The sequence below is a fragment of the Pedobacter sp. NJ-S-72 genome (genome assembly GCF_053890575.1).
The window spans coordinates 3950917-3977016 of record NZ_CM132681.1 but is presented as its reverse complement, the minus strand read 5'-3'; the positions used below and the strand labels follow the sequence as shown (position 1 = coordinate 3977016).

Here is a 26100-nt window from a genome sequence, read left to right as displayed (position 1 = left end):
AACTTTTGCTACAGACTCTGCTTTAATACTTCTATATTTTTTCCATTTGCCAATCAGCAGAGGAGAGGATTAATCAGATGCATCAGGTTATTCAGAACGCTTTCCCCAAAGCGTTTTTGAGGTCTTTTGCTGTCTAGTAAAGATGGGCGGTAAATATGAATGCTTTTAAATGGAACGGCTTTAAGATCGCGTTCTACTTCTCCTTTAGTTCTATTGTAAAAAAAAATGAGGAATTTTTGTCTGCGCCCATTGCAGATACCAGATGGTAGCTATCTGCACCATTGGTATGAGCCATCCAGGCGATATCCAGTGGGTACTGATAATCTATCATGCGATATTGGTTTTCGTCCGGGGTCTGGCTTTTTGTTGTTCCAAGACAGCAGAAAACGGCATTTCCTTTAATCTCTGCCGAATATTCACTGATGCGGCTGAAGTCTATGACCAGCTGATTTAATTCAGGATGTTCAATACTTAATTTTTTGCGTACTAAAACCAGTACCTCTGTATAGTGGCTATCATTTAATAAATCCTGCAATAAACTACGGCCTATAGATCCGCTTGCGCCAACCAGTAGTATTGCTTTCCTGTTCATCTCTGTCATAAAATTCCGCTTCGGCTTAGTTTTAAATATAAATTTTCTGTGTGAAAATAGGTGTTATCAATTTCTTTCTTTGCGGATTAGACACATTTGTTACATAATTGTCTTTTAATAAGATGAAAAGAAATTTAATGTCTGGATTGCTTTTTATGCGAAATATATTGACATAGTCCTAGGTAATAGGCTGATATATCAATTATTTACGTTATCTTTGCGCCAAAATTTAGGCGCATTTTATGCAAAAAATAAGAAACATAGCTATTATAGCACACGTTGACCACGGTAAAACTACATTGGTTGATAAGATTTTACACACTTGTTCTATTTTTCGTGACAACGAGCAAACAGGTGACTTAATACTTGACAATAACGACCTGGAAAGAGAACGTGGTATTACGATCGTTTCCAAAAACGTTTCAGTAATGTATAAGGATATTAAAATTAATATCATTGATACACCTGGTCACGCCGATTTCGGTGGAAGTTGAACGTGTATTAAAAATGGCTGATGGTGTATTGTTGTTATGCGATGCGTTTGAAGGTGCAATGCCTCAAACTCGTTTCGTGACTCAAAAAGCTTTGGCTTTAGGTTTGAAACCTATTGTTGTTGTAAATAAAGTTGATAAAGAAAACTGTCGTCCTGAAGAGGTTTATGAGCAGATTTTTGAATTGTTCTTTAACCTTGAAGCTACAGAAGATCAGTTGGATTTTCCTGTAATCTACGGTTCATCTAAACAAGGATGGATGAGTACTGATTACACTAAACCAACTACAGATATTTTCCCTTTATTAGATGCAGTTGTTGCTAACATTCCAGCTCCACCACTAATTGAAGGAACTTTACAAATGCAGATCACTTCGTTAGATTATTCATCTTTCGTAGGTCGTATCGCAGTTGGACGTGTTCACCGCGGATCAATTAAAGAAAACCAACCTGTTACTTTAATCAAACGCGATGGTAAAATGGTAAAATCAAGAGAGTAAAAGAATTATACACTTTCGAAGGATTAGGTAAAATTCGTACAACTGAAGTAAGTTCAGGTGATATCTGCGCTGTTGTAGGTATTGATGGATTTGATATCGGTGATACAATTGCTGATTTTGAAGCTCCTGAGCAATTACCAGTAATCAAAATTGATGAGCCGACTATGAACATGTTGTTTCAATCAACAACAACTCACCATTCTTTGGTAAAGAAGGTAAATTTGTTACATCTCAACGTATCAAAGAACGTTTGTACAAAGAGATGGAGAAAAATCTTGCGTTGAAAGTTGTTGAAACTGAATCTCCTGATGCTTATTTAGTATACGGAAGAGGTATTCTGCATTTATCAGTATTAATCGAGACTATGCGTCGCGAAGGATACGAAATTCAGGTAGGACAGCCACAGGTTATTATCAAAGAAATTGATGGTAAAAAATGTGAGCCGGTTGAAACACTGATCGTAGATGTACCGGGTGAAGTTGCTGGTAAGGTAATAATTGAATTGGTTACTCAACGTAAAGGTGAATTACTGATCATGGAGCCAAAAGGAGATTTACAGCATTTAGAGTTTGAAATCCCTGCACGTGGTATCATTGGATTGAGAAATAACGTCTTAACTGCTACAGGTGGTGAAGCGATTATGGCTCACCGTTTCAAAGCTTATGAGCCTTGGAAAGGTACTATTCCTGGAAGATTGAATGGTGTATTGGTTTCTATGGAAAAAGGAAGCACAACAGCTTATTCAATTGATAAATTACAGGATCGTGGTCGTTTCTTCGTTGATCCGGGTGTGGATGTTTATGAAGGTCAGATTATGGGTGAGCACATCCGTGATAATGATTTAGTAGTAAACATTGTTAAAGGAAAAGCTTTAACTAACATGCGTGCATCAGGTACAGATGATAGTAACCGTATTGCTCCGGCAATTAAGTTCTCTCTGGAAGAAGCAATGGAATACATCCAGGCTGATGAGTACATTGAAATCACTCCGTTAAGTAAGTATGCGTTTACGTAAAATTCACTTAACAGAATCAGAACGTAAAATAAAAGGTAAAAATTTCTAATACCTTATTCATAATATGAAGCCCGTAAGCATTTGCTTACGGGTTTTTTTTTTTTTTAAGCGGATTCAAAAAGAACCTGTTGCCGGGTTGTCCTTCGAAATATATAAATTGTCTGTATTATAGATGAAATCTATTTTATTTATATATTAAATAGATAGTGCGTGAATTTTGTGAAATAGTGACCAAACCTTTTTTGTATTAAAGCTTAAAAGGGCACTTGTATTTTAAAATTTCTTAGTTTTGTAATTCAATAAAATTGGATCATGGAATCATTAAAAGGAAAAAATGCACTGATTACAGGTGCTGGTAAAGGAATTGGTCGTGCATTGGCCATAGCCCTTGCTCAGGAGGGTGTGAATGTGGGGTTGGTTGCAAGAACAGAATCTGACTTGCAAAATCTGGCAGAAGAGTTAAAAACTTTTAATGTGAAAACCGCAATCGCTACAGTAGATGTATCTTCAATCGACTCTGTAAATATTGCTGTTGCAAAAGTGAAATCTGATCTGGGCGTAATTGATATTTTAATCAATAATGCTGGTACCAGCACATTTGGTTCATTCATGGAGTTAGAGCCAGCCAGATGGGAAGAGATTGTAAAAGTCAATTTATTTGGTGTTTATTATGTAACCCGTGCAATTCTGCCAGAAATGATAGAAAGACAAACCGGGGATATTGTGAATATATCATCTACTGCAGGTCAGCGCGGAGCCGCAGTAACAAGTGCTTACAGTGCTTCTAAATTTGGATTAATCGGTCTTTCTGAATCGTTAATGCAGGAAGTCCGTAAACATAATATCAGAGTAACCACTTTGACTCCAAGCACTGTAGCTACTGATTTAGCGAAAGAACTGAAGCTTACTGATGGAAATCCGGATAAGGTTATGCAGCCCGAAGACCTTGCCGAATTAGTAGTTAGTCAATTGAAATTAAACCGGAGAGTTTTTGTGAAAGAAGCTGAAGAAGCTGGTCTACAAAACCCATAATATGAAACGGATTCTATACTGGCTTGCGGCTATATTTCTATTAATTATTCTTCTTTTTGCAGTTCTGTTTACCTGGCGCCCCGAACTGGTGCGTGTTATGAGGTATCAGTCTCCGGATGCTAATACTTATAAAATATTCCCGCAAGCCATAATCCAGCCTTCAGATACCGCTTTTCATTTTGTAAAAGCTGCGGTAAACAGAGATGATCTGGATACTGTGCAAGTGCTGAACTGGAAAAATGAATCCGTTCCCTTTACAACCTATCTTAAAGAGGGGCAAGCGAACATTTTCATGGTGATCAGGAATGACACGATCATCTATCAGAAGTTCGCTCCCGGATATAGTGATACCACGCTTACCACACTTTTCTCCGTAGCCAAAACCATGGTCTCTATCATGGCTGGTGAGAGCCTGGCAGAAGGGAAAATTAAAAGCCTCGATGATAAGCTGATTAAATATGTGTTCCAGAACTAAAGGTAAACCCTGCATTTGAGGAAATCACTTTAAAGAACCTGCTGGATATGAAGTCCGGTCTGGAATTTAAAGATGTTTACGGAGGTATTGTATCAGCCTTTTTATCAGATGAAGCGAAATACTATTATACAGACGATATCAAGAAGGAATTGATTAAAGTGAAAGCTGTTAATCCCCCTGGCACAGTCTGGAAGTATAAAAGTATAGATGCTTTTCTGCTGACCTGGGCTTTGGAAAATGCAACCGGGAAGAAAGCAGCAGTTTACTTTCAGGATAAAATCTGGAAAAAGATAGGAACTGCCTATCCGGCGGGTTTTGGACTGGATCATGAAAACGGGTTGGCGAATACTGCCAGCAGATTCCAGTCAACGGCTATAGATTTAGCAAAACTTGGTCGTTTGTATTTGAATAAAGGTAAATATAAAGGAAATCAGGTCATTTCAGCAGACTGGGTTAATCAATCTGTTAATTTAGGTAATAGTGCGCCCGCGAACTCGAAAGGCTGGCAGAAGTCAGCACATCACTATTTATGGTGGGTACCTCAGCAGGGTGTAGCCGGAGATTTTGCAGCAGAAGGAATGAGAGGACAAAGATTATATATTGATCCTTTAACCCACACTATCATTGTTCAGTTTTCGGGCAAAGGGGCAGGAGGGTATCCCTTTAGAAAAATTAGCCGGTATTTGTCGGGTTTGCCATTTGCTTACCCAAAGAACCCACCTTCAGAATCAGCGATTAGTCAGTAAATTTATTCAAATAAGAAACGGAAATAAGCATCCGGGTTATCCAGAAAACTTCTAGTCAATTGATAGTGCTCAGTATCTTTGCAGCCCATTTCTTCCAGTCCATTTTCATTAAAACTGAAGATGCTGGCATCCGGATAACAGAGTAGCATGGGCGAGTGTGTTGCAATTATAAATTGCGCCCTCCCTGACTTTTCCAGTTTATTAATAATAGACATAAAAGTCATTAATCTGTTTGGAGACAGCGCAGCCTCAGGCTCATCCAGTATATAAATACCATTGCGAAACTGATTCGTAAAAAGAGATAGGAATGACTCCCCGTGTGATTGCTCGTGAAGTGACTTGCCACCGTAAGCACCTAATATACTTCCGTCTTCTGTAGCAATCTCATCGATATAATCAGCAAAATTAAAGAAGCTTTCTGCACGCATAAAGAAGCCTTGATTTATGCGTTTTGGAGTCCATCCCAAAGTTAAATGTGAAGTTAACGGTGTTTCGTAGCCATCAAATACCCCTTCTGTATTCAGGTTATGATTGCGATTTCCTCCGCGTAAGCTAAATCCGCATTGTTCTGCAATACCTTCCATTAAAGTTGATTTTCCAGAACCATTTTCCCCGACAAAGAAAGTGACATTATTATACAGTGTCAGATCCAATCCACCCTTAAAAGCCGGAATAGAGAAAGGATATTCTTCAATTGCAATTTTGGGCAGTGATATATGAGATAGAAACGGCATGAATCAGGAGTGTGAAAAATTAAAGCTAGTCATTGGTTTTCTTATGTTTCACATAATACTGGGTCAGGTTAACAGCGATCCAGAAATGATTAACCAGGTTAGGAATGAGCCCGTAATATTTATGGAATATGCGAAACCGTTCCTTTAAACTAGCCAGATGTTTTTGCTTGGAGATACCGCCAACCAGGTATTTAGCTACATAAAGCTGTGTATTCACAATGCTCGATGCCTTTTTTGCTGCTTTAATAATCCAGTCAATATCTGAACTATATTTATACTTCAAATCATACGGTTCAGCTAAACTGCGTTTCACATAAATAGCCTGATGACTAATACTCATTCCGTGTTTAAAACTGCGCCAGCTAAAACATTCAGGGGCACGGTGTCTTCTTTGTCCTAAACTTTTCCAGTTATCATCAAACATTTCCGTCTCCCCATAATAAATGTCAGCACCAGGGGCAGTATCAAATATTTCAGTCACCGTTTCGGGAGCATAAATTTCATCTCCAGAGTTCATAAACAGGATATAATCGCCCGTGGCAAGATTCAACCCTTTATTCATGGCATCATAGATCCCTTTATCTTTTTCGGAAATAAACTGGCTGAGCCTGGATTTGTATTTATAGATAATATCTTTTGTCCCATCCGTTGAAGCGCCATCAATAATGATATATTCAATATTCGGATACGTCTGATTTAATACAGAAAGCATAGTGCGCTCGATATCCCTTACATTATTATATACGATGGTGATGACACTAAGTTTTGGCTGCAACATGAAGGATAAAGTATAATTGATTAATGTGGATGTAAATTGATCAGGGATTGATATAAATTGATGTGCTTATCAGCGATTACCTCTTCCGAAAAATGAGTAAGTATCGTTAACCTGGCTTGTTTTTGAATTGCAGCGGCACTCTCCTCATGGTATAACCACTCCATGCCTGTTGCAAGATCTTCTGAGGATTCATAATCTGCCAGATAACCATTCACAAGATGCTCCACCATATCCGAATTCCACCGGTTTTAAAGGCCACTACAGGTGTCGCGCAAGCCAGACTCTCCATAACAGTGTTAGGAAGATTGTCTTCCAGAGAAGCTGTAATAAACGCGTCAGCGGCAGAATAGCATTTGGCAAGGTGAACATCATTATCTATTTTGCCCAGGAAAGTCGTCTTAAAGGGGAAAACAGGCATATCGGCGTTTTCTTTATTCCCGAAAATCAGCAGCTCTATATTCTCTTTCACGATACCTGGTCTGTTAGACAGATCATTCATCGCGTCGATCAGGTAAGATGTACCTTTATGCTTATCATTTGCAGAAGGCATAAAACCACTCATCAGAACAAATTTCTCAGGAGCAATATTTAATAATTTTTTAGCTTCAGCTTTCACGTAAGGCTTAAAAACCTTCGTTTCAATTGTATTTGGGATTACAGTAACTTCCCTTGCGCCCATCAAGCTGCTGAATTTAACCGATTTGGCCATCCAGTTACTAGGTGCAACGATATGAAAACCCAAATTGGCGTATCCCTTTTTTTTGCTTAACCAGTTTCTGTGAGAAATATCATTTTTTGCCGCTCATTTTCAGCAGCGGACAAAACCCACACTGTTTATGAAAATTCTCGCAGGAGTAACGTACATGACAACCGCCCGTAAAAGCATTGCTATCATGGAAAGTCCATACAATAGGCTTATCCAGTTCTTCCAGTTCAGCGAGATCCTTTGGTCTTAAAAACCCATGATTAATCCAGTGAATATGAATCAGATCAGCTTCTTTCAAAGCCTTATTAGAAATTACAGAACGACCAAACCATTGTAAAGAGAAAGGCGTTTTAAGAGCTTTGGTGAGACCCTTTGCTAAATACCTTTCTGAAAGAATATTAAAAATAGCTTTCCCTTTTTGGAAAGGCGTGCGACTGAATGAATCAGCTTTCTTACTTTCCTTAAACTGGTAATACACCATCACGCGGGATTCGACGCCACTTTCCTGAAGTGCATCACTTAACCCTGAGCAAGCTCTTCCAGCGCCTCCGTTTCCTTCGTATGTATTTAAATGGATTATTTTCAATAGTGTAAATTTGTTTTTTCGTGCTGTTTAAGTTTTTAATGGTTCTCAGGAGCAAGCGTGGTTTCAAAGGTATTGAAGCTATCATGTGCTACATGATTTAGTTCATTTTGGTCTGTGTCGTGCTGCACATGATGGTTTCAACAGATCAAAATTACGTATAATTGTTATCCTTATTAGAGCCTATAAATAATTTTATCATATTTTTACAACTCCCAAAATAAACAATTGAGACATATTTTTCTTCCATAACGCCAGATCCATAAACTCTAGTACCAGAATTTGACGTTATTTAGCAGAAGATCAAAACTATAAAAAAAAACAAGAAAAGCAAATAAACATGGATAACCTTTTGACAGACAGACAATTTTGGGTGAATTATTGGGAAAGTAAAACAGGATTGTCCGTCAGTATTCCAGCAAACTACTTGTTCCATAAGGAACTTTGCTGCCATAGCCGGTACCCAAAAAGTAAAAACCGCCATAGAACTCGGTGGTTTCCCGGGCTATTATGCAGTCTTCCTTAAAAAGTACCTTAAACTAGACGTCACCCTTTTGGATTACTTTGTTCATCAGCCTGTGACCCACGACCTGCTTAAAGCCAATGGCCTGAGTGAAAGCGATATCCACATCATCGAAACCGACCTCTTCAACCATAAAGAAACCCAGCAGTACGATCTTGTTCTATCCTGCGGCTTAATCGAGCACTTCAACGATACCGCCGACATCATCCAGCGACACATAGACTTTGTGAAACCCGGAGGAACCCTTTTCATTACCCTTCCTAACTTCAAAGCCGTAAACGGGTGGTTCCAAAAGAACTTTGATCGCGCCAATTACGACAAACACAACATCAGCTGTATGGATCCAGACCTTCTTGCCGCAATTTGCAGGAAAGCAGGTCTTGAAGTCATCCAGTCAAAATACTTTGGAAATTTCAGCATCTGGGCTGAGAACGAAAAACAAAGATCAGCCGGAGTGAAGCTCCTAAAAAAGTTTATTTGGTTAACTGGTAAAGTATTCACAAAAATACTCCCGTTCAACTCTCGCCAACTCTCTCCATATATCATCCTTGAGGCTAGAAAACAAAAGTAATGCACTAATGCATAACTTCAATTCTGCACCCGGCACAACAACCCCAGAGCTTATCTAAAAGTACGTCTGCTTAGCAGCAGTAAAAGAGGAGATAGACAAATGTGAAAAAAATAAAAAGCCATCACTAATTCCGACCATTGTTGGTTCTTCGTCACTTTTGGTGAAAGTTTATTAAATAATTACACTTTTAAAACTAGTCCAGATCTTTTTTTAAAGGCGATTCCCGCTTTTTCTAGAAGATTGTATATCTGTGCTTTTTGATATTCCAAGCCGTATTCCTTCTTGATCCATTGCGCCAATAGCGGTCCTGTCCATTTTTCTGATTGAAAGCCGTATTTCTCCGGAGCTTCTTTTAGCACCAGTTCTTTAATCCTGTCTAACTGTTCATCTGATAGTGCACTACGTCTGCCACGTCCCTTTCTATCTTTTAGGCCTTCAATTCCCTCTTGTTCAAATCTATGTACCCAATTGGTTATTTGCTTGAAACTTATATTATGAAGTTCAGATAGCTTCCTACTTGAATGACCTAAAGCAACTAGGTATACCAAATATAACCTTACACCTACAGTGTAAGCGTCATTTGTATTTAATAGTTTCTTTATCTCTCCAGCTTCCGATCGCTGAACTTTTAATACAGATTTTCCCACTATATTTTTCTTTTAATAAAGACAAATATAAGTATAATATATGTGTAATTTTATAATATACTATTGTCTTATGATATCACAGTTTATCCTTCCTTCTAATTTACAGCTAAAAGCTGAAACAATCTATTCAGAACCAGGAGTACTTTATATTCATACTTCTGTTTGTCAAAAATATTCGGCTTGTCCCATTTGTGGCAAAACAAGCAATAGAATCCCATAGCAGGTATTCCAGAACCCTTTTAGATCTACCTATTTCCGGACACATGGCCAAAGTTAAGCTCAAAGCGAGGAAATACTTTTGTGATAATGCGGTATGCCCGAGAAAAGTATTTACTGAACGCTTCGATTGTGAAATCAGACCTTACTACAGAAGAATGGTTCGTTCGAATGACCTTCTTAAGCGGATGGCACTTGAGCTGGGTGGAAATACAGGTGCTGCAATCAGTCGCTATGTTGGCGTACCTGTTAGCCCAACCACTATATTGCGTGTGATCAAAAGGATTGAGATCCAGCCTAAGGCATTAACATCTGGTATAATCGGCGTAGATGACTGGGCATTCAAAAAAGGAAAGACTTACGGAACTGTTATTGTTGATCTAGAAAGAAAAGAAGTAATAGACTTGCTGCCTGACCGAGAGTCAGGTACTCTTGCAGAATGGCTCAGGAAGCATCCGGAAATAAAAATAGTTTCGAGAGACCGGTACGGTCCATACGCTTTAGGCGTGAAAACTGGCGCACCTGCTGCCAGCCAGGTTGCAGACCGCTTTCATTTGCTGATGAACCTTGGAGAAGCAACCAAGAGGATCTTTCAATCAAAAGGAAAAGAATTGAGGGAAATATTTACCCTTTATAATGATCCGAAAAGAGGAACTTCTACACCAGTTGAACTTGAACAACCAGCTCCAGGTACGCTGGAAATTACAGAACCGAACGTCTCAACCGCTAATATTAGCGTTGACAGGCTACATAAGTTCGAGAAAGTTAAAGAGCTACGCAGCAATGGTGTTGCTATAAAGCAAATTGCTAGAACCACAAAACTGGCACGAGGAACGGTCAGGAAGTACATACTCATGGAACAGCTTGGGAAAAGACAATCCAGGACTTCAACCAATCTGGAAGCTTTCCTAGATTTTCTTTTGCAGGAACATAATAGGAATAAAACGTACCGGGAACTGCATAAAACCATAATGCAGATGGGATTTAACGGGAAGTACACGCAGTTTTGCGCTAAGATGAATGATCTTTATAACACCCAATCGCTCCCTCGATTAAAACCTCTTTATCCGGTGCCGATTAAGACTTGGTCGCCTACCAGGCTGTCTCTGATGCTATATATGGAACCAGACCAGCTTAAGGGAAATGATGACAAAGACTTTTTGAAATTACTATTTGAAAAACTACCACAGATAAAACAAATGGAGCAACTGGTAAAAGGCTTTAAACATCTCTTTGTTGCCAAGGAGGATGGAATGCTGAAAAAATGGATTGAGGAGGCGCTAAAATCTGAGTGTGGACTGAAGAACTTTGCCAAAAATCTAATGAAGGACTACGAGGCGGTAAATAATGCAGTGATAACAACTATAAGTAACGGACAAGTTGAAGGACAGGTAAACCGAATCAAAAACATCAAAAAAAAATGTACGGCAGGGCAGGCTTTCAGTTGTTGAGAAAAATGGTTCTCACAAAGTCAGCATAATTCACCAAAATGACGAAGAACCCCATTGTTGACCCCGTCAACGCGGGTCGGAATTAGTGATGGCTTTTTATTTTTCCCAAGAGAAGAACCCCTCCCTTTTACCTGAAAAGCCTCATCTCTTTTAGATATCTCCTCACTCTTTCCAGGAGACTTCCCTTTCTCGTACTCAGGAAGTCTCTGATTGCTTCGTAGGCTACTTTATTCTCTGCAATTACCTCCGGAAAAACCTTTACCGGTTTCGGGTTAATAATCACATTATAAATGTCATTTATTCCGGAATGTACCCCAGTACCATCATGACCAATATTATTCACCAGCGATTGGCTTGGATTAAGCGTTAACCCTCCCTTTAAAAAGATAGAAGCGTACCATCTGATCGCCCATGAATTATTCTTTCCATTTTTAAAATCCTTCATCTGTTTCCAGAAGTTCATTTGATGTTCAATAGAAAAATCGGCTCTTTTCTTTGCATCAAACTGTTTCATTAACTTGTCAATATCCGGTTCGAAATGATCCCATGCTCTTTCCCATGTTGCCCATCCCCAGCTTGTTGCCGCTCTGTAAAAAAAAAAAAGATTCCGGCAACGTATTCTCCTTAAGATGATACATATAAGCACCAATGTGCATTACTTTTTTTTCCTTGCGGTAACGGTTCAGTGCATCATTGAAATAAGTCAGTGTATAAGGTGAGCTCACCAGGTCATCCTCAAAAACAATAACCTGTTTATAGTCCTTTACCAATCTGGTAACTCCCGCAATTACAGACTCAGCGAGTCCCATATTTTGCTTTCTTTCAATTATCTCAACAGATTTAAATCCATCAATATGTTTCAGTAGTTCCCTTACTTCCTTTACATTTTCTTCGTCTTCCGGCGTTTTCGCGCCATCGGAGAAAATGAATAACCGGGTTTCGGTTGCCAGTTCATTCTGTTTTAAAAACTTAAGCGTACGTTCAGTATGCTTAGGTCTGTTATAAACGAATAAGGCGATAGGAGCGAAGATCTGCATGGATTAAAATATTTTGAAGAGTCTGACTTGATTTTTTGGTTAAAACGGTATAAGCATTTCCATATTGTTCCTGCTTTTTTGTACCCAATAGATTTCCGAAAATCTTTTTGATTCTATATTCCAGTTCTATTCTTAAGACCTTAGAAAAAGTTTTTGGTTTTTTATTGTTGATGAACTGATTGAATTTAATTGTTGATGTAGGCGTCATTGAAACTTTGTCCTCAATAATCTCTAAACCCTCACTTTGTAGAAGGAAGCGTATTGCAGTTGGCGTATACATATTGATATGGCCATAATCCAGAAAATGTTTCATCCTTTTATCCACACCAAAACGATAGTCCAGAGGAACTTCGATCACTAAGTTTTTAGCTACCCGTTTTAATTCCCTGATTAAGATACGTTCATGCTCCACATGTTCAAGTACATGCGCTAAAATTACCAGGTCAAATTCATTATCTGAATAAGGGATTTTATATCCGTCAAAGCTCTGCACTTCTTTTAAGCGGCTTAGGTTACGGCTTTTAATTAAAGAAACACCCGTATCCGCAATTTCCAGCGCATAGAGTTCTTTACCGAAGTTCCATTCATTTAAAAAATGAAGAATACTCCCGTCTCCGGCACCTACTTCCAATACTTTGTCAGGCTGGATACTTTTACAAACATCCATAATATTTGTTGCTTTGGCTTCTGCACCCAGCATGCGCCAGGTCGTGTCGGTCTGTGTATAGAAATTGTCGTATGCTGATTTTACTTCGTCGCTTAACATAGCAAAAGGTCTTTTTTAGGTGTAAATAAGGTTTGATGTATAAAAAATTGAGGCAAGCTATGCATGCGGTAAATTTTCCTGGCGTTTGAATATTTTTTGAAACACAGTAAACAAAAATAATGATTTTAACATCATTATACCCTGTCCCCTGGTTTTAGGAATGAATAAAAGATAAAAAGCGCTGACTGCACAGGCTATTAAGGTGGCTACAGACGCGCCTGCACCCCCCCATTTTAGGGATCAGCCATAAATTAAGTAAGATATTGACTACAGCACCCATTGCTGTTCGCTGGAAAGAAATCATCGTATAACCTTCTGCCAGTAAATATTGTGAGCTTGCACTACCCAAAAAGACAAACAGGCCTGACCAGATATGTATGGCTAACATTTGCCCGGCACCATTATAAGTATCCCCATAAAGGAGCTGAATAATAAACGGAGCGAGAAAGGTGATCACTATAGCCACTGGCAAGCTAATAAATACAAGCAGATCATATAAATTTCTTAATCGTTTCATGTATCTGCCCATGTCAGTTTTTCGGGCATGGATTAAAGCTGGAAATACAGACGTTACGATGGCTACGGGAATAAAAAACCAGGCTTCACTGATTTTTGCGGCAGCACTATAGATTCCGACCTCTACACTGCCGACACTCTTTAACATGACCTGATCAATCTTCATATAGATAGAAACCATCACTGCCGAAAGAATGAGCGGGAAAGATTGTTTCAATAAATTGAGCCCTTTTACGGCTAAAAGTCCAGGTAAACAGGCTAAATCCTCTTTTATGGTACATGTAAACCAAACCTGAAGCAAGTGCAAGACTGTCAAAAGTTAAAGAAGCGGCAAAATAGATCAGTGGCATTTTAAAAACAACCAGCAAAATTTTCACTATTGCAGATAACACGACACAGATATTCTGGACTTTAACTACATATTTTGATGCAACCTGCGATTGAAAATAAGAATCAATGACATTGAACGACTTGAAAAAAGAGGCGAAAGACAGGATTAAAATAATCCAGGTCAGTGAATCTCCGGGTTTTTCAGAGTAATTGTGGAAAAGCAGGTAAATACCTGCCGTAATTGGTATCAATAGTGCGTTTACCCCCAGGCGCATCAATAAAGAAGTGCCTAGAATCTCATCTTTTTTATGTGGCTCATTCAGAATTTCCCTGATGATAAAAGTATCCAGGCCCAAAGCACCGACAGCAGCTATGATCATGGTAAAAGCATCAGCAAAACTCAGCTCCCCAAAAGAAGAAGCGCGAAGATACCTTGCAATGACAAAGCCAATCACCATGCTCAGAATTTTCCCAAACATCAGCCAACCCGTATTTTTAAAATACTTGTTAAATGCTTCTTCGTCAAAACCTTTTAAACCTGGTAATTTCATCCGCGCAAAGATGTGAAATTAAAAACTCTTCTCAATTCGCTTTAATTGTTTCAAATGATGTTTTAAATGAATCTCCGTAAAACGGAACCATTGTTCCGCATTTAAATAGCCTAAACGGGGATGACGTGTTTTTAGAGCAGGGTCGGCCAAATGGAGCTGTGAATAAACTATATTCAGCTGTTCAAGAAATCTTTCTATAAAATCTTCAGCAGCAGTTTTAGTTATTTTCTTTTCCCTGCCCAGTAATACTTTAGGGACTTTATATTTTGCTTTAGGCGGGAAGCTTCCAAAAAATAGAACCATTTTAACAATAAAAGCCGTAGGTTTTACCATGCCCTCGCCTTCTAATAATACAATTTTCAACTTCTTTAAGAGTCAGTATACTGATGTCAAAAATATGTGAATAAACCTCGCTGTAAGACCATCCGCCAATAGAGGGTGTTAATTGAAATTTTTCTTCAGGAATTTCCTTTAATATAGCCCTGTAGGCTGCCGAAATGTTTTTTAGAGAAGAGAATACAGAAGAATTACGCATAGGGTCAGATCAAAGCTTTAGAAGCTGTTTAAATCTTTAATTTAAACAGCCATCTGGTCTAAAACAGTAAATAACTAAAAATGTTGCATCAATTCTTCCAAATGCAAAATTTGCCATTCCACATCAGCAGGCTGGGCAATATTTAGCGGATTAAAGAAAATAGCTTTGATGCCGAAATCCTGCGCACCGCGGATGTCGGCCTCCAGGCTATCACCAATCATAATACTTTCCTGTTTTTGAGCGCCCGCTTTATCTAGTGCATACTCGAAAATTGCCCTGTCGGGTTTATTGACGCCTACATCTTCCGAAAAATAATTACATTCGAAAAAAAAGGGTTTAAATTGCAGGTTTCCATTTTAGTCAGGGTCGTTTCCTTGAAACCGTTAGAAATAATATGGAGCGTGTATTTTTGCTGTAAGTAAGTCAGAACCTTTTCTGACCCTTCAAAAAGATTCTTTTTCCTTGGGCTCTGATTTACATAATCTACTTCAAAGTCTTTTGGCACTAATGCTGGAGAAACTCCCAGTTGTGCAAAGGTCTTGCTGAATCTTTCAGCTCTTAATACCTCTTTGGTAATCTTCCCCAAATGATATTCAGCCCAGAGGTAATGATTATTTTCAGTATAAACATCAATAAATATATCGCAGGCAGGAAGGCCCAGCAAATTCAATTGATACTGATGATACAATTCAGTTAGTGTTTCCCTTGCGTTTTTATCAAAGTCCCAAATCGTATGATCCAGATCAAAAAAGATATGTTTTATCATCTGATACTTAGATTTTGGTTCCGTAAGCAAGATCTCCAGCGTCACCTAATCCAGGTACGATATATGACTTAACAGTCATTTCCTCGTCTATTGCTCCCAACCATAATTTGGCGTTAGGTAAGTTTGCACGTACATGTCTCACGCCTTCGGCACTTGCAATGGCAGCAACTATATGTAATTCTTTAATTTTGTATTTCGCCATCAGTTCTTTACAGCATAATACCATGCTTAAGCCTGTGGCCAGCATAGGGTCAACCATGATCAATACTTTGTCAGTTAAATCAGGAGAGGAGATATAATCAACATGGATCTCTATTGTCCCTGCAGGATTTGATTTTCTGAAAGCAGTCACAAATGCCGCATCAGCACGATCAAAGATATTCAGTAAACCTTGCTGCATAGGTAATCCGGCGCGCAGAATGGTAGCAAGCACAGGTTGGTTTGCTAAAGCTTTTGTTTTTGCAATACCAAGCGGAGTTTGTGTTTCTGAATCGTTGTAAGTCAGATTTCTGCTGATTTCCCAGGCGAAAAAAAACGCCGAGTCTTTCCCAGGTTTTTACGGAAACGCATCGTATCCTTTTGTATATTTTCATCACGTAATTCTGCGATGAAAATATTCGCAATAGAATTTGTTTTACTCAGGTCAAATATCATTTGGCAAAGATAAAAAATTGCTTAACAATTGTGTGTATAGTCTTCTCCCTACTTTACCCTTACCGAATTCAGGCAATGATTCTTTATGCCATAGAATGTAAAAATGTCCATTGAGCAGTTTTACATTTTCTATCAGCCGGCCCCATTTATAAAGTGTTTCATCAATATTAAAAGTTCTGTCCTGTCTTAAGATAGCGTCATTTATTGCTATTGGATAAACCTGTAAATGCGTAGTTTTTTCCAATTGAAGGTCGTACCAGAAAAATGGGGTGCATGTGCCAGCCCTGAAACCGATAGTTGTGGCATAACCCATTCTGTAATCTTTAACTATCCCGCTTTTCAGTAATTGGAGGTAGCTTTTTGGGAACGATATCTGCCTGTCACAAATCAGATCTTCCGGGCAGAAGGCTTGAAAAAGCAAACCGGGTTTATTTTATATTTTTCATGCTCCGCATTTAGAAACAAAGACAACCCGCTGCCTTTTGTTTGTTCAGCAGATCTTGGTCTGGAAACAAAAGGGATATTCCTTAAAAAATTAATAGCATGTTTAAATATATTAAATGAGCTCATTCCCGGAGCATCGTACATACAGATTAAAGGCGTAAACTCAAATTTCTGCTGGCCGAAATGCATTTTTGGATAACGCTTCAAAAGTATGTTCTTCAGCATTAACGCCCATCCGTCTATAACCGGGAACTCCAGCAATTTAAGCTTGAATTGCAAACTCGCTTCAACCGGGTAATTACCCTCTGGATCACTATCAAAAGGCAAATATTCTTCATACCTGCTGACAAAATAAAATGCTGCGGCAAAAACATCAAAGGGTAAACTGCTGTTATCAACTGCAAAAGGGACAATCATATCTCCAAATGTTGTGGTCTTTATATTTGGCGGAAAATTGTATGCTCCAGAAGGAAGTCAGAATTTTTAAAAAAAAGCTCGTCGGCTACAGGCAGATTAGAATAAGTGATTTTTGGTAATTTTGAAGCTTTAAATTCTTGCACGTTAGAACTAAATCCTGCTTGTGTTTTGAGGATATCGGTGAAAATAAAGTTGAAAACATACTTAATCCTTGGTGTAAGTATGGGAACATATACCAGTAATTTCATGATGCCAATAAATTTAGGATATAATCCCGACAATCCAATACATCAATAATTGTTATCTTTGAATAGCTATGAAATTTCAACTTGTTTCAGATTATAAACCTACGGGTGATCAACCAGCCGCCATTGAACAATTGGTTACAGGCGTTAACAATAATGAAAATTATCAGACATTACTGGGAGTAACAGGATCTGGTAAAACGTTTACCGTGGCCAATGTTATCCAGCAGACACAGAAACCCACCTTAATTCTGAGTCATAATAAAACCCTGGCAGCTCAGTTATATATGGAGAAATTCAAAAACTTTTTTCCTGAAAACCAGGTCAATTATTTTGTTTCTTACTATGATTATTATCAGCCGGAGGCTTATATGCCAAGTAGTAATACCTATATCGAAAAGGATTTAAGTATTAATGAAGAAATAGAAAAGCTAAGGCTAAGAACAACTTCTGCATTGATGTCGGGCCGCAGGGATGTAATTGTGGTGTCTTCCATTTCGTGCATTTATGGTATGGGAAATCCAGAAGATTTTTCCCGTTCTGTATTCCGGTTTGCTGTAGGTACAAAGATTTCCAGAAATTCATTTCTGCATAGTCTTGTTGAGATTTTATATGCACGGACTATCAATGATTTTAAAAGGGGAACATTCAGAGTCAAAGGTGATACTGTTGATATCTTTCCGGCTTATCTGGATACGGCCTACCGGGTATCTTTCTTTGGCGATGATATCGAAGAACTGAGTATTATTGATCCGGTAACAGGTAAAACTGTAGAAAAAGTAGAAGATATGGCCGTTTATCCGGCAAATCTGTTCGTTACACCAAAAGATAGATTTACTTCATCAATCTGGGGAATCCAGGAAGAACTGGAAGTCCGTAAAAATCAATTGATAGGAGACAGGCAATTGCTCGAAGCAAAGAGATTGGAAGAAAGAGTCAATTTTGATATAGAAATGATGAAAGAACTGGGTTATTGTTCAGGTATTGAGAATTATTCAAGATTCTTTGATGGCCGTCAACCCGGAATGCGTCCTTTCTGTTTACTGGATTATTTCCCTGAAGATTATCTCATGGTTATTGACGAAAGTCATGTAACTGTTCCACAAATCAGGGCGATGTACGGAGGAGACAGATCCCGTAAGATGTCACTGGTAGAATACGGATTCCGTCTGCCATCAGCACTGGACAACAGACCTTTGAATTTTGAGGAGTTTGAGAGTCTTGCCCCGCAAACGATTTATGTCAGTGCAACACCTGCAGATTACGAATTACAGAAAACAGAAGGAGTTGTCGTTGAACAGGTAATCCGGCCTACCGGGTTACTGGATCCTTTGATCGAAGTAAGACCGGCAATTAATCAGGTAGATGATTTGCTGGATGAAATAGATAAAACCATTAAAATGGGTGATCGTGTACTGGTAACCACGCTGACCAAACGGATGGCAGAAGAGTTGACCAAATACATGGACAGGCTGAATATTAAGTGCCGTTATATCCACTCGGAAGTGAAAACTCTGGAAAGAGTAGAGATTTTGCGTGGATTGCGGTTAGGAGAATTTGATGTACTGATAGGGATTAATCTTTTAAGAGAAGGTTTGGATTTACCTGAAGTATCATTTGTTGCGATACTTGATGCCGATAAAGAAGGATTTTTAAGATCTGACCGTGCACTGATCCAGACTGTGGGACGTGCGGCAAGGAATGATCGGGGGAGAGTGATTCTCTATGCGGATAAAATAACGGATTCCATGGCCCGAACTATGGATGAAACCAACCGTCGCAGAGAGAGAAAGACAGATTGCTTATAATACGGAGCATGGTATCACGCCTAAAACTGTAGGAAAAAGCAGGGAGGCTATCCTGGAGCAGACATCGGTATTGGATTTCTCGTCAAATACAGAACATAAAAATGCTTACCAGGAAACTAACCAGGCAAGTATCATGGCAGACCCGATTGTTCAGTATATGACACAGCCGGAGATGCAAAAATCAATTGATAAGACACGTAAGGATATGGCTAAAGCAGCTAAGGATATGGATTTCTTAATGGCTGCAAGGCTGCGCGACGAAATGTTCGCAATGGAAACCGTATTTGAAGAAAGATTTGGTAAACAAAAAGTTAAATAATGGACGGAAAAAACAGATCGGATATCTATCCGGGACTAGAAGTAGATATAATTTTAAAGAAAGATCAGCGCAGCGGGAAGCTGACCAGGGGAATAGTCGCTAACTTATTGACTTCCTCCGCGTTTCACTCGCGCGGCATCAAGGTTCGTCTCGAAGACGGGCAAGTAGTAGTAGGGTTGCAGAGATTGTTGACGAAGATTAAGGTTTTAAAAACAGCCTTTAATACAATTTAAAATGATATTTCTGTACAAATTGTAATTATTGTGCAACAAACAGACAGACTTTGTAATTATTCACCTCGAATTCTGTCTATATTTGTAGATTAACTGAATAAATAAATGGGATTAATTAAATTTCTTTTTTTTACTATACTGATACTCTGGATTATCCGTCTTCTTTTGAAGCTGATTTTTCCTTTGGTGGTCAAAAGTATCTTCGGGAAAATGCAGCAGTCGTCAGGTTATGCCGGACAACAGCAGCAACAGCAACAACAACGTCAGTCTAACAGACCAGAGGGCTCGTTGTCAATCGATTACGTACCGCCACAGCCTAAACAGGGAAATGCCGATAAACTGGGTGATTTCGTTGATTACGAGGAGGTTAAATAAAAATATCACGCTAATCGAGATATTTCCTTCCTAATCTGTATCAATTTTATATTTTTTGGGTTAGTTTAATATAAACAGACCTTAATGAACAATTGGTTAAAAAGGAATGGCATACACTTAGCCATCAGTGCATTTTTTGTAATTTTATGTTTCGTCTATTTTAGTCCTGTTTTACAGGGTAAAGTTCCGATTCAAGGCGATGTAATGCAGGCTAAAGCCATGCAAAGGGAGATCATGGAGTACAAAGCCAAAGATGGCAAAGGACCTCTGTGGACAAACGAGATGTTTGGCGGGATGCCCGCTTACCAGATCTGGGTTCAATATCCACTAAATTTAACTACTTACGGGATAGCGCTGATTACGGATATTCTGCCTAATCCGGTGGGAACAGTATTAATGTACCTTTTAGGTGCTTACTTGCTTTTCTGCGTGATGAAGGTTAACCCATGGCTCGCTGCGGCAGGAGCAATCGCATTTGCATTTACCTCTTATAATTTTCAAATTATTGGTGCAGGACATAGTAATAAGGCGCTTGCAATTGGTCTCTTTGCCCCCAATTTGCAGGAATTATTCTGACCATGCGGGGGAAATATTGGTTGGGCGCGAGTTTAACAGCGCTTTTTCTGGCATTGAATATCAGGGCGAACCATATCCAGATGACTTATTATTTTCTGCTGGCTCTGTTAATTTATATCGGAATAGAGATCTATCACGCTTTCAAAGCGCATAAAACTAAAGAGCTTTCTAAAGCAATCGGATTTTTAGGTGTCGCCATACTGCTTTCAGTAATGGTTAACGCAAGTAATCTGTGGACTACTTATGAATATGGAAAAGAAACAATCCGTGGTAAATCTAACCTGACTGCTGATGCTGCTGAGCCAGATAGCGGACTTCCAAAAGAATACGCCTATCAGTGGAGCCAGGGTGTGAGTGAGTCTTTCACCTTCTTAATTCCGAATTTATATGGTGGCGGAACTAATCGCCTTGATGGCAAATCAAACGTAGCCAAAGCTATTGAGACTGTTGGTGCTTCACCAGAGCAGGCTGCGGGTTTTGCAGCGCAGATGCCAGTATACTGGGGAGATAAACCAGGAACTGCCGGCCCTTATTATTTTGGTGCAATTATTTGCTTCCTGTTTGTATTTGGTTTGTTTATCGTGCGTAACCGTATCAAATGGTGGATCTTATCTACTACAATTTTATTCTTATTCTTATCATTTGGTAAAAATCTGCCATTTATATCTGATTTCTTCTTCGATTATGTACCACTCTACAATAAGTTCAGAGCTGTAGAATCAATTCTGGCAGTAGTAGGGCTCTTGTTCCCAATCTTAGCGGTGCTTGCTGTTAAAGAAGCTCAGGAAGGACAATACGATGAGAAATATCTGGTTAAAAAACTAACATGGTCTGCGGGGATTACAGGTGGTTTCGCCTTGATCATAGCGATTATGCCTACTTTGTTTTTTAGTTTCAAAACGTCTGACCACGAAGCTTTTCTGGCTACACTGAGCCAGGCTGTAAATAACGATAAAAATGTTGCACTTACGATCGGCAATGCGCTCTGATTCAGGACAGAGCAGAGCTGGCAAGAGCTGATGCTTTGAGAACGCTAATCTTTATCGCTATAGGCTTTGGGTTAACATGGGCATTCATCACTAAAAAGATGAAAGCAGAGTACGCTTTTGGGTTACTGGCTTTCTTCACACTGATTGATATGTGGCAGATTGACCGTCGTTATTTAAATAACGATAATTTTGTGCCTGCCTCTTCACTGACTAACCATTATCAGCCAAGGGATGTAGATACTTTCATTCTGGCTGATAAAGATCCTGATTTCAGGGTATTTGATACATCTATACCTACTTTTACCAGTGCTGATGCTTCTTATTTCCATAAAACAGTTGGTGGAGCACACTCTGCAAGATTAAAACGTATTCAGGAGCTGGTAGATCATCAGTTTACTAAAAGCGTAAACCATGATGTGCTGGATATGTTCAACACTAAATATATCATTACACAGGATCCGCAGACGGGCTCATACAAAATGCAGCGTAACGAAACAGCGGCTGGTAATGCCTGGATTGTAGAGCAGGTGCAGTTTGTGAAGAATTCTGACGAGGAAATGAAAGCGATCAGCAGTTTTGATCCTAAAAAAGAAGCAATTGTAGATATTAAGTATAAGCACTTAATTGATACCGCTAAGGCAGGTTTAGGTGGCCCGACAGCGATGATAAAATTAGATAGTTATCATCCTGATCATATGGTCTATTCTTATAGTGCCCCAAGAGATGTGATTGCTGTATTCTCTGAAATTTATTACGATAAAGGCTGGAAAATGTATGTTGATGATGTAGAGAAGCCATATTTTAGAGCTGATTATACATTACGTGCTGCACAGCTTCCTGCTGGAAACCACAAAATTGACTTCATTTTCCACCCTGCTTCTTACTATACGGGAGAGAAAATCTCTCTGGCAGGTTCAATTCTGCTAATGTTAGGTTTGGGATTTGCTGTTTATAGTGATCAGAAAAAGACAAAGAAGGTTAGTTAAAGCCTGATTAAATAATAATATGATAAGGGTTGTTGCATGATGCAGCAACCCTTTTTTGTTGCACTTTGTTAGGGGAAGCAAGGTGTTTAATCCTATAAATGAATTATAAACGGGCTGTATACTGGCTGGGTCTGAAACGCCTCGACCCGTATCAGACCCGCTTCAAACCCGTTACAGGACCAGCGACAACACAGTCACAATAAAGCTGCAATATTGCCTCTTTTACCTGAGTGGTAGGTGTCTTACTTATCTGGTTATCGGTTTAAATGCAAGTAGTTATACCATAATGTTCACTTAACACATTGTTAACCTGAGTTTTGCACATTTGTGTATATAAACTGAAAGATATGCAAGAAGTAATTACGGTTGTCTGTGTTATCGCTCTTGTAGCATTCTTTTTCAGTCCTTATGATCTAACCATTGATGAAGACGATGTGTAAACGGGAAGTTGATATTGTAGTGATTTCTGATGTCCATCTGGGCACTTACGGCTGTCATGCAAAAGAACTTCTTAAATATTTAAAAAGTATCAAGCCTAAAATGCTGATCCTTAATGGAGATATCATTGATATATGGCAGTTTAGTAAAAGATACTGGCCTGAAACACACATGAAAGTAGTCAGGAAACTGATGAAATTCGTTGTAGAGGGTGTACCTGTATACTATTTAACTGGTAACCACGATGAGCTGCTGCGTAAATTTGCGGACATGCATTTAGGTACTTTCCATATTCAGAATAAACTGGTTTTGGAGCTTGATGGAAAAAAAGCGTGGTTTTTCCACGGTGACATTTTTGATGTGACTATGCAGCATTCTAAATGGCTTGCCAAGCTGGGAGCCGTAGGATATGACAGCTTAATCCTGATTAACAGTTTTGTAAACTGGGGCTTAAAACTATTCGGCAGAGAAAAAATGAGCTTTTCTAAAAAAGTTAAGGCGCAGTTTAAAGATGCAGTTAAGTTTATCAATAAATTTGAAGATACTGCTGCGGAACTGGCAGCAAAAAAATGGCTACGCCTACGTCGTATGCGGGCATATTCATCAACCCGAAATGCGAACTGTAACTACCGAAGACGGGCAGGTTCTGTATTTAAACAGTGGGGATTGGGTAGAAAACCTGACTGCGCTGGAATATAATGAGGAAAACTGGACGATCTTTAAATATGATGCTAAAGACTTTCAAACAGACGAGGTAGAAGAAGGGATTTTATCCGATAGTGAAGATTTACATAGTAAGCTGGATATCAATATGTTGCTGCAAAAGATAAAATTAGAAATTGTCTAGCAAATAAAATTACAGATATTCGGCAAGGATGAAGATACTTTATGCTATTCAGGGTACAGGAAACGGCCATATCAGCCGTGCACGTGAAATCGTGCCCTTATTACAACAGCACGGTGATGTCGAACTGCTGATCAGCGGTACACAGGCTGATGTCAAATTAAGTCAGCAAGTGGCTTATCAGCTTCATGGTTTTAGTTTTATTTTTGGAAAAAAGGGTGGGGTAGATCATTACGAAACCTGGAAATCAATGAATCTTCCACGATTTGTTAAGGATATGCGTAATCTTCCATTAAAGAATTACGATCTCATTTTAAATGATTTTGAACCTGTTACTGCCTGGGCATGTAAATTAAAAGGTGTAGAAAGTGTAGGGTTGAGTCATCAGGCTTCTTTTCAATCAAAGAAAGTCCCTAAGCCTAAAAGTATAGACTGGGCGCAATTAGTGATGAAATACTATGCACCATCCACGCATTATGTGGGTTTCCATTTCAAAGAGTACGATGATTTTATTCATACCCCGGTTATCCGTTCTGAAATCAGAAATCTTCAAACAAGTAATCTTGGGCACTATACGGTATATCTGCCGGCAATAGATGATAAGATGCTTGTGCCTATTTTAAAGCAAATTCCTCATGTTAAATGGGAAGTGTTCTCTAAACATACCAGGACAGAGTTTACTGACGGAAATGTCAATGTTCGTCCGGTCAATAACGAGCAATTTAATGCCAGTCTGGCCAGTTCAGCAGGATTATTTACCGGTGGTGGTTTTGAAGGGCCGGCAGAAGCTTTGTTTTTAGGGAAAAAATTATTGGTTGTCCCAATGAAATTCCAGTATGAACAACAATGCAATGCTTATGCTTTACAGGAGATGGGTTTACCTGTAATCTGGGGATCTAATAAGAACTGGTTGCCAGTAATCCAAAAATGGGTACTTCAGCCTCAGGAACATCAATTTAATTTTCCAGATGAAACAGCGGACGTGATTGCGAAAGTTGTAAAGACTTATGCCAGATAAATTTCTTTACTTTGCCATTCTATTTATGGCATGATCAATCAATTCAAAACATTAAACCCTATCAACCTGCTTTTGCTGTTCGCATATACTTTTTTTATGCGGATCTCTATCTTAATTAATCCACCTGTCAGGTTGAATTTTGAATTTCTGGAGCCCTATACTAAGTTTTTAATCCAGATTCCTATTGGGGATAATTTTTCGGTGACGAGCAAATCCTGATTGCGGGTTTATTGATTTTTATACAGGCTATTATTTTCAACAGAATTGTTAATAATCATGCTTTGCTGTCTAAACCTAGTTTTTTACCTGCTTTGCTTTTTATTACAGGGGCTAGTTTATTTGGCCCGTTTCTGATTTTAAGCCCTGTACTGATCTGTAATTTTATGTTAATCCTGATTATGGATAAACTGCTGAAAATTGGTAAATCTCCCAATGCGATTATGATCATGTTCGATATCGGGATATTTATTGCCGTAGGTACGCTGATCTATTTTCCTTTTGTGATGATGCTATTGCTGATCTGGTTGAGTTTACTGTTATACAGGTCATTTAACTGGAGAGAATGGGTTTCAGGACTGGTAGGTTTTCTATCCATTATTTTCTTTCTGGCGGTTTTCTACTACTGGAATGATAATTTAGGGATGTTCTATAAAATCTGGCTTCCTTTGAAAAATAAGTTTCCTTCGATGTTTAAAATCAGGTATAATAATGATTACCTGGTGCTGGTTCCGGTAGGAATAACGATGGTTTTGGCAACGATACAACTGCGCGAAAATTTCTTCAGAAGTTTTATCAGTACAAGAAAGGCCTTTCAGATGCTGTTCTTTATGTTTTTGATAGCTATTTTAAGTGTTTATACAAAATCCAACTTTAAGCTGTATCATTTTTTACTGTGTGTGCCGCCTGGAGCAGTTTTATTGGCGTACTATTTTTCGAACGCAACAAAACGCTGGTTTTATGAAAGTTTGTTCCTCATTTTGGTTCTGACCATTCAGTTCTTTTTGTTTGTTTAACTTTTTTTAACAATTTACCGGCTTGAAACTTGGTAAAGATTAATAGCTTTGTATCATGAAGTGTGGATCGGTAAATGCATAATCTTGTTATAGATATCGGCAATACTAACAGTAAAATAGCTGTTTTTAACGATAAGGTACTGGTGTTTTTTCAAATCCATGAGCATTTTGATCAGCAGGT

At 38.8% G+C, this 26100-nt stretch carries 26 protein-coding genes and 6 pseudogenes; 15 read left to right on the top strand and 17 right to left on the bottom strand.

Features of this window, described 5'->3' with window-relative positions; all coding sequences use genetic code 11:
* Positions 1 to 193 precede the first annotated feature (193 nt).
* A complete protein-coding gene (locus ACWYN3_RS26315) occupies positions 194 to 592 on the bottom strand; it encodes an NAD(P)H-binding protein (protein WP_456217030.1) in 399 nt (132 codons plus the stop codon).
* Between the two features lie 242 nt (positions 593 to 834).
* Between ACWYN3_RS26315 and typA the strand changes: the two are divergent.
* From typA to ACWYN3_RS26295, 4 genes and pseudogenes are all read left to right on the top strand, one after another.
* Positions 835 to 2646, top strand: a pseudogene (gene typA, locus ACWYN3_RS26310) (translational GTPase TypA).
* 263 nt (positions 2647 to 2909) lie between these two features.
* On the top strand, positions 2910 to 3629 hold the full coding sequence (locus ACWYN3_RS26305; protein ID WP_456217029.1) for a 3-ketoacyl-ACP reductase: 720 nt from the start codon (positions 2910 to 2912) through the stop codon (positions 3627 to 3629).
* Between the two features lies 1 nt (position 3630).
* Positions 3631 to 4104 carry a hypothetical protein gene (locus ACWYN3_RS26300; protein ID WP_456217028.1) on the top strand — a complete coding sequence of 158 codons (474 nt, stop codon included), beginning with the start codon at positions 3631 to 3633 and terminating at the stop codon, positions 4102 to 4104.
* The gene (locus ACWYN3_RS26295) at positions 4086 to 4850 is read left to right on the top strand and encodes a serine hydrolase domain-containing protein (RefSeq protein WP_456223160.1); all 765 of its coding nucleotides are present in this window, start codon (positions 4086 to 4088) and stop codon (positions 4848 to 4850) included. The genes ACWYN3_RS26300 and ACWYN3_RS26295 overlap by 19 nt, the downstream gene beginning before the upstream one ends.
* Before the next feature lie 2 nt (positions 4851 to 4852).
* Here the strand turns inward: ACWYN3_RS26295 and ACWYN3_RS26290 are convergent, their stop codons facing one another.
* From ACWYN3_RS26290 to ACWYN3_RS26270, 5 genes are all read right to left on the bottom strand, one after another.
* Positions 4853 to 5584: an AAA family ATPase gene (locus ACWYN3_RS26290; RefSeq protein WP_456217027.1), complete on the bottom strand. Its 732-nt coding sequence runs from the start codon at positions 5582 to 5584 to the stop codon at positions 4853 to 4855.
* A gap of 25 nt (positions 5585 to 5609) precedes the next feature.
* Positions 5610 to 6362 carry a glycosyltransferase family 2 protein gene (locus ACWYN3_RS26285; protein WP_456217026.1) on the bottom strand — a complete coding sequence of 251 codons (753 nt, stop codon included), beginning with the start codon at positions 6360 to 6362 and terminating at the stop codon, positions 5610 to 5612.
* Between the two features lie 20 nt (positions 6363 to 6382).
* Positions 6383 to 6592, bottom strand: coding sequence for a hypothetical protein (locus ACWYN3_RS26280; protein WP_456217025.1), 210 nt, complete (start codon positions 6590 to 6592; stop codon positions 6383 to 6385).
* Complete coding sequence (locus ACWYN3_RS26275) at positions 6574 to 7071, bottom strand: glycosyltransferase (RefSeq protein ID WP_456217024.1); 498 nt, start codon at positions 7069 to 7071, stop codon at positions 6574 to 6576. Before ACWYN3_RS26275 ends, ACWYN3_RS26280 begins: the two co-directional genes overlap by 19 nt.
* 79 nt (positions 7072 to 7150) lie before the next feature.
* Entirely contained in the window at positions 7151 to 7654 is a 504-nt protein-coding gene (locus ACWYN3_RS26270; protein ID WP_456217023.1) for a hypothetical protein, read from the bottom strand.
* Between the two features lie 374 nt (positions 7655 to 8028).
* Here ACWYN3_RS26270 and ACWYN3_RS26265 point away from each other — a divergent pair, with 374 nt between their 5' ends.
* Complete coding sequence (locus ACWYN3_RS26265; protein WP_456223159.1) at positions 8029 to 8745, top strand: class I SAM-dependent methyltransferase; 717 nt, start codon at positions 8029 to 8031, stop codon at positions 8743 to 8745.
* 179 nt (positions 8746 to 8924) lie between these two features.
* On the opposite strand, the gene ACWYN3_RS26260 is transcribed toward ACWYN3_RS26265, so the two are convergent.
* Positions 8925 to 9392 (bottom strand): helix-turn-helix domain-containing protein, encoded by a 468-nt coding sequence (locus ACWYN3_RS26260; RefSeq protein WP_456217022.1) that lies wholly within the window; start codon positions 9390 to 9392, stop codon positions 8925 to 8927.
* A 191-nt stretch (positions 9393 to 9583) separates the two neighbouring features.
* On the opposite strand from ACWYN3_RS26260, the gene ACWYN3_RS26255 reads away from it, so the two are divergent.
* On the top strand, positions 9584 to 11059 hold the full coding sequence (locus ACWYN3_RS26255) for an ISL3 family transposase (protein WP_456217021.1): 1476 nt from the start codon (positions 9584 to 9586) through the stop codon (positions 11057 to 11059).
* Between the two features lie 127 nt (positions 11060 to 11186).
* On the opposite strand, the gene ACWYN3_RS26250 is transcribed toward ACWYN3_RS26255, so the two are convergent.
* The 10 genes and pseudogenes from ACWYN3_RS26250 to ACWYN3_RS26205 form a co-directional block, all read right to left on the bottom strand.
* Complete coding sequence (locus ACWYN3_RS26250) at positions 11187 to 11573, bottom strand: hypothetical protein (RefSeq protein ID WP_456217020.1); 387 nt, start codon at positions 11571 to 11573, stop codon at positions 11187 to 11189.
* Between the two features lie 7 nt (positions 11574 to 11580).
* On the bottom strand, positions 11581 to 12096 hold the full coding sequence (locus tag ACWYN3_RS26245; RefSeq protein WP_456217019.1) for a glycosyltransferase: 516 nt from the start codon (positions 12094 to 12096) through the stop codon (positions 11581 to 11583).
* Positions 12059 to 12862 carry a class I SAM-dependent methyltransferase gene (locus ACWYN3_RS26240; protein ID WP_456217018.1) on the bottom strand — a complete coding sequence of 268 codons (804 nt, stop codon included), beginning with the start codon at positions 12860 to 12862 and terminating at the stop codon, positions 12059 to 12061. Before ACWYN3_RS26240 ends, ACWYN3_RS26245 begins: the two co-directional genes overlap by 38 nt.
* 154 nt (positions 12863 to 13016) lie before the next feature.
* Positions 13017 to 14166, bottom strand: a pseudogene (locus ACWYN3_RS26235) (flippase).
* A gap of 111 nt (positions 14167 to 14277) precedes the next feature.
* A complete protein-coding gene (locus tag ACWYN3_RS26230; protein WP_456217017.1) occupies positions 14278 to 14622 on the bottom strand; it encodes a hypothetical protein in 345 nt (114 codons plus the stop codon).
* A gap of 246 nt (positions 14623 to 14868) precedes the next feature.
* Positions 14869 to 15560 (bottom strand): annotated as a pseudogene (locus ACWYN3_RS26225) (YjjG family noncanonical pyrimidine nucleotidase).
* 7 nt (positions 15561 to 15567) lie between these two features.
* Complete coding sequence (gene upp / locus ACWYN3_RS26220) at positions 15568 to 16065, bottom strand: uracil phosphoribosyltransferase (RefSeq protein ID WP_456223158.1); 498 nt, start codon at positions 16063 to 16065, stop codon at positions 15568 to 15570.
* Positions 16062 to 16214 (bottom strand): hypothetical protein, encoded by a 153-nt coding sequence (locus tag ACWYN3_RS26215; RefSeq protein WP_456217016.1) that lies wholly within the window; start codon positions 16212 to 16214, stop codon positions 16062 to 16064. Before ACWYN3_RS26215 ends, upp begins: the two co-directional genes overlap by 4 nt.
* Entirely contained in the window at positions 16204 to 16527 is a 324-nt protein-coding gene (locus tag ACWYN3_RS26210) for a hypothetical protein (RefSeq protein WP_456217015.1), read from the bottom strand. The genes ACWYN3_RS26215 and ACWYN3_RS26210 overlap by 11 nt, the downstream gene beginning before the upstream one ends.
* Positions 16528 to 16601: 74 nt before the next feature.
* Positions 16602 to 17075, bottom strand: a complete 474-nt coding sequence (locus ACWYN3_RS26205) for a DUF7033 domain-containing protein (RefSeq protein ID WP_456217014.1) — start codon at positions 17073 to 17075, stop codon at positions 16602 to 16604.
* A gap of 316 nt (positions 17076 to 17391) precedes the next feature.
* Between ACWYN3_RS26205 and uvrB the strand changes: the two are divergent.
* The 9 genes and pseudogenes from uvrB (at position 17392) to ACWYN3_RS26160 (ending at position 25919) form a co-directional block, all read left to right on the top strand.
* A pseudogene (uvrB, locus tag ACWYN3_RS26200) lies at positions 17392 to 19447 on the top strand (excinuclease ABC subunit UvrB).
* Positions 19447 to 19649, top strand: a pseudogene (locus ACWYN3_RS26195) (YwbE family protein). Before uvrB ends, ACWYN3_RS26195 begins: the two co-directional pseudogenes overlap by 1 nt.
* A 136-nt stretch (positions 19650 to 19785) precedes the next feature.
* Positions 19786 to 20055 (top strand): DUF4834 family protein, encoded by a 270-nt coding sequence (locus tag ACWYN3_RS26190; RefSeq protein WP_456217013.1) that lies wholly within the window; start codon positions 19786 to 19788, stop codon positions 20053 to 20055.
* A gap of 84 nt (positions 20056 to 20139) precedes the next feature.
* On the top strand, positions 20140 to 20631 hold the full coding sequence (locus ACWYN3_RS26185; protein WP_456217012.1) for a hypothetical protein: 492 nt from the start codon (positions 20140 to 20142) through the stop codon (positions 20629 to 20631).
* A 2-nt stretch (positions 20632 to 20633) separates the two neighbouring features.
* Complete coding sequence (locus tag ACWYN3_RS26180; RefSeq protein WP_456217011.1) at positions 20634 to 21620, top strand: hypothetical protein; 987 nt, start codon at positions 20634 to 20636, stop codon at positions 21618 to 21620.
* A gap of 35 nt (positions 21621 to 21655) precedes the next feature.
* Positions 21656 to 22606 carry a YfhO family protein gene (locus ACWYN3_RS26175; protein ID WP_456217010.1) on the top strand — a complete coding sequence of 317 codons (951 nt, stop codon included), beginning with the start codon at positions 21656 to 21658 and terminating at the stop codon, positions 22604 to 22606.
* Positions 22607 to 23038: 432 nt separating this feature from the next.
* Positions 23039 to 23891 (top strand): annotated as a pseudogene (locus ACWYN3_RS26170) (UDP-2,3-diacylglucosamine diphosphatase).
* Positions 23892 to 23919: 28 nt separating this feature from the next.
* Positions 23920 to 24906, top strand: coding sequence for a glycosyltransferase family protein (locus ACWYN3_RS26165; protein ID WP_456217009.1), 987 nt, complete (start codon positions 23920 to 23922; stop codon positions 24904 to 24906).
* A 281-nt stretch (positions 24907 to 25187) separates the two neighbouring features.
* On the top strand, positions 25188 to 25919 hold the full coding sequence (locus ACWYN3_RS26160; RefSeq protein ID WP_456217008.1) for a DUF6427 family protein: 732 nt from the start codon (positions 25188 to 25190) through the stop codon (positions 25917 to 25919).
* The last annotated feature ends 181 nt before the right edge of the window (positions 25920 to 26100 follow it).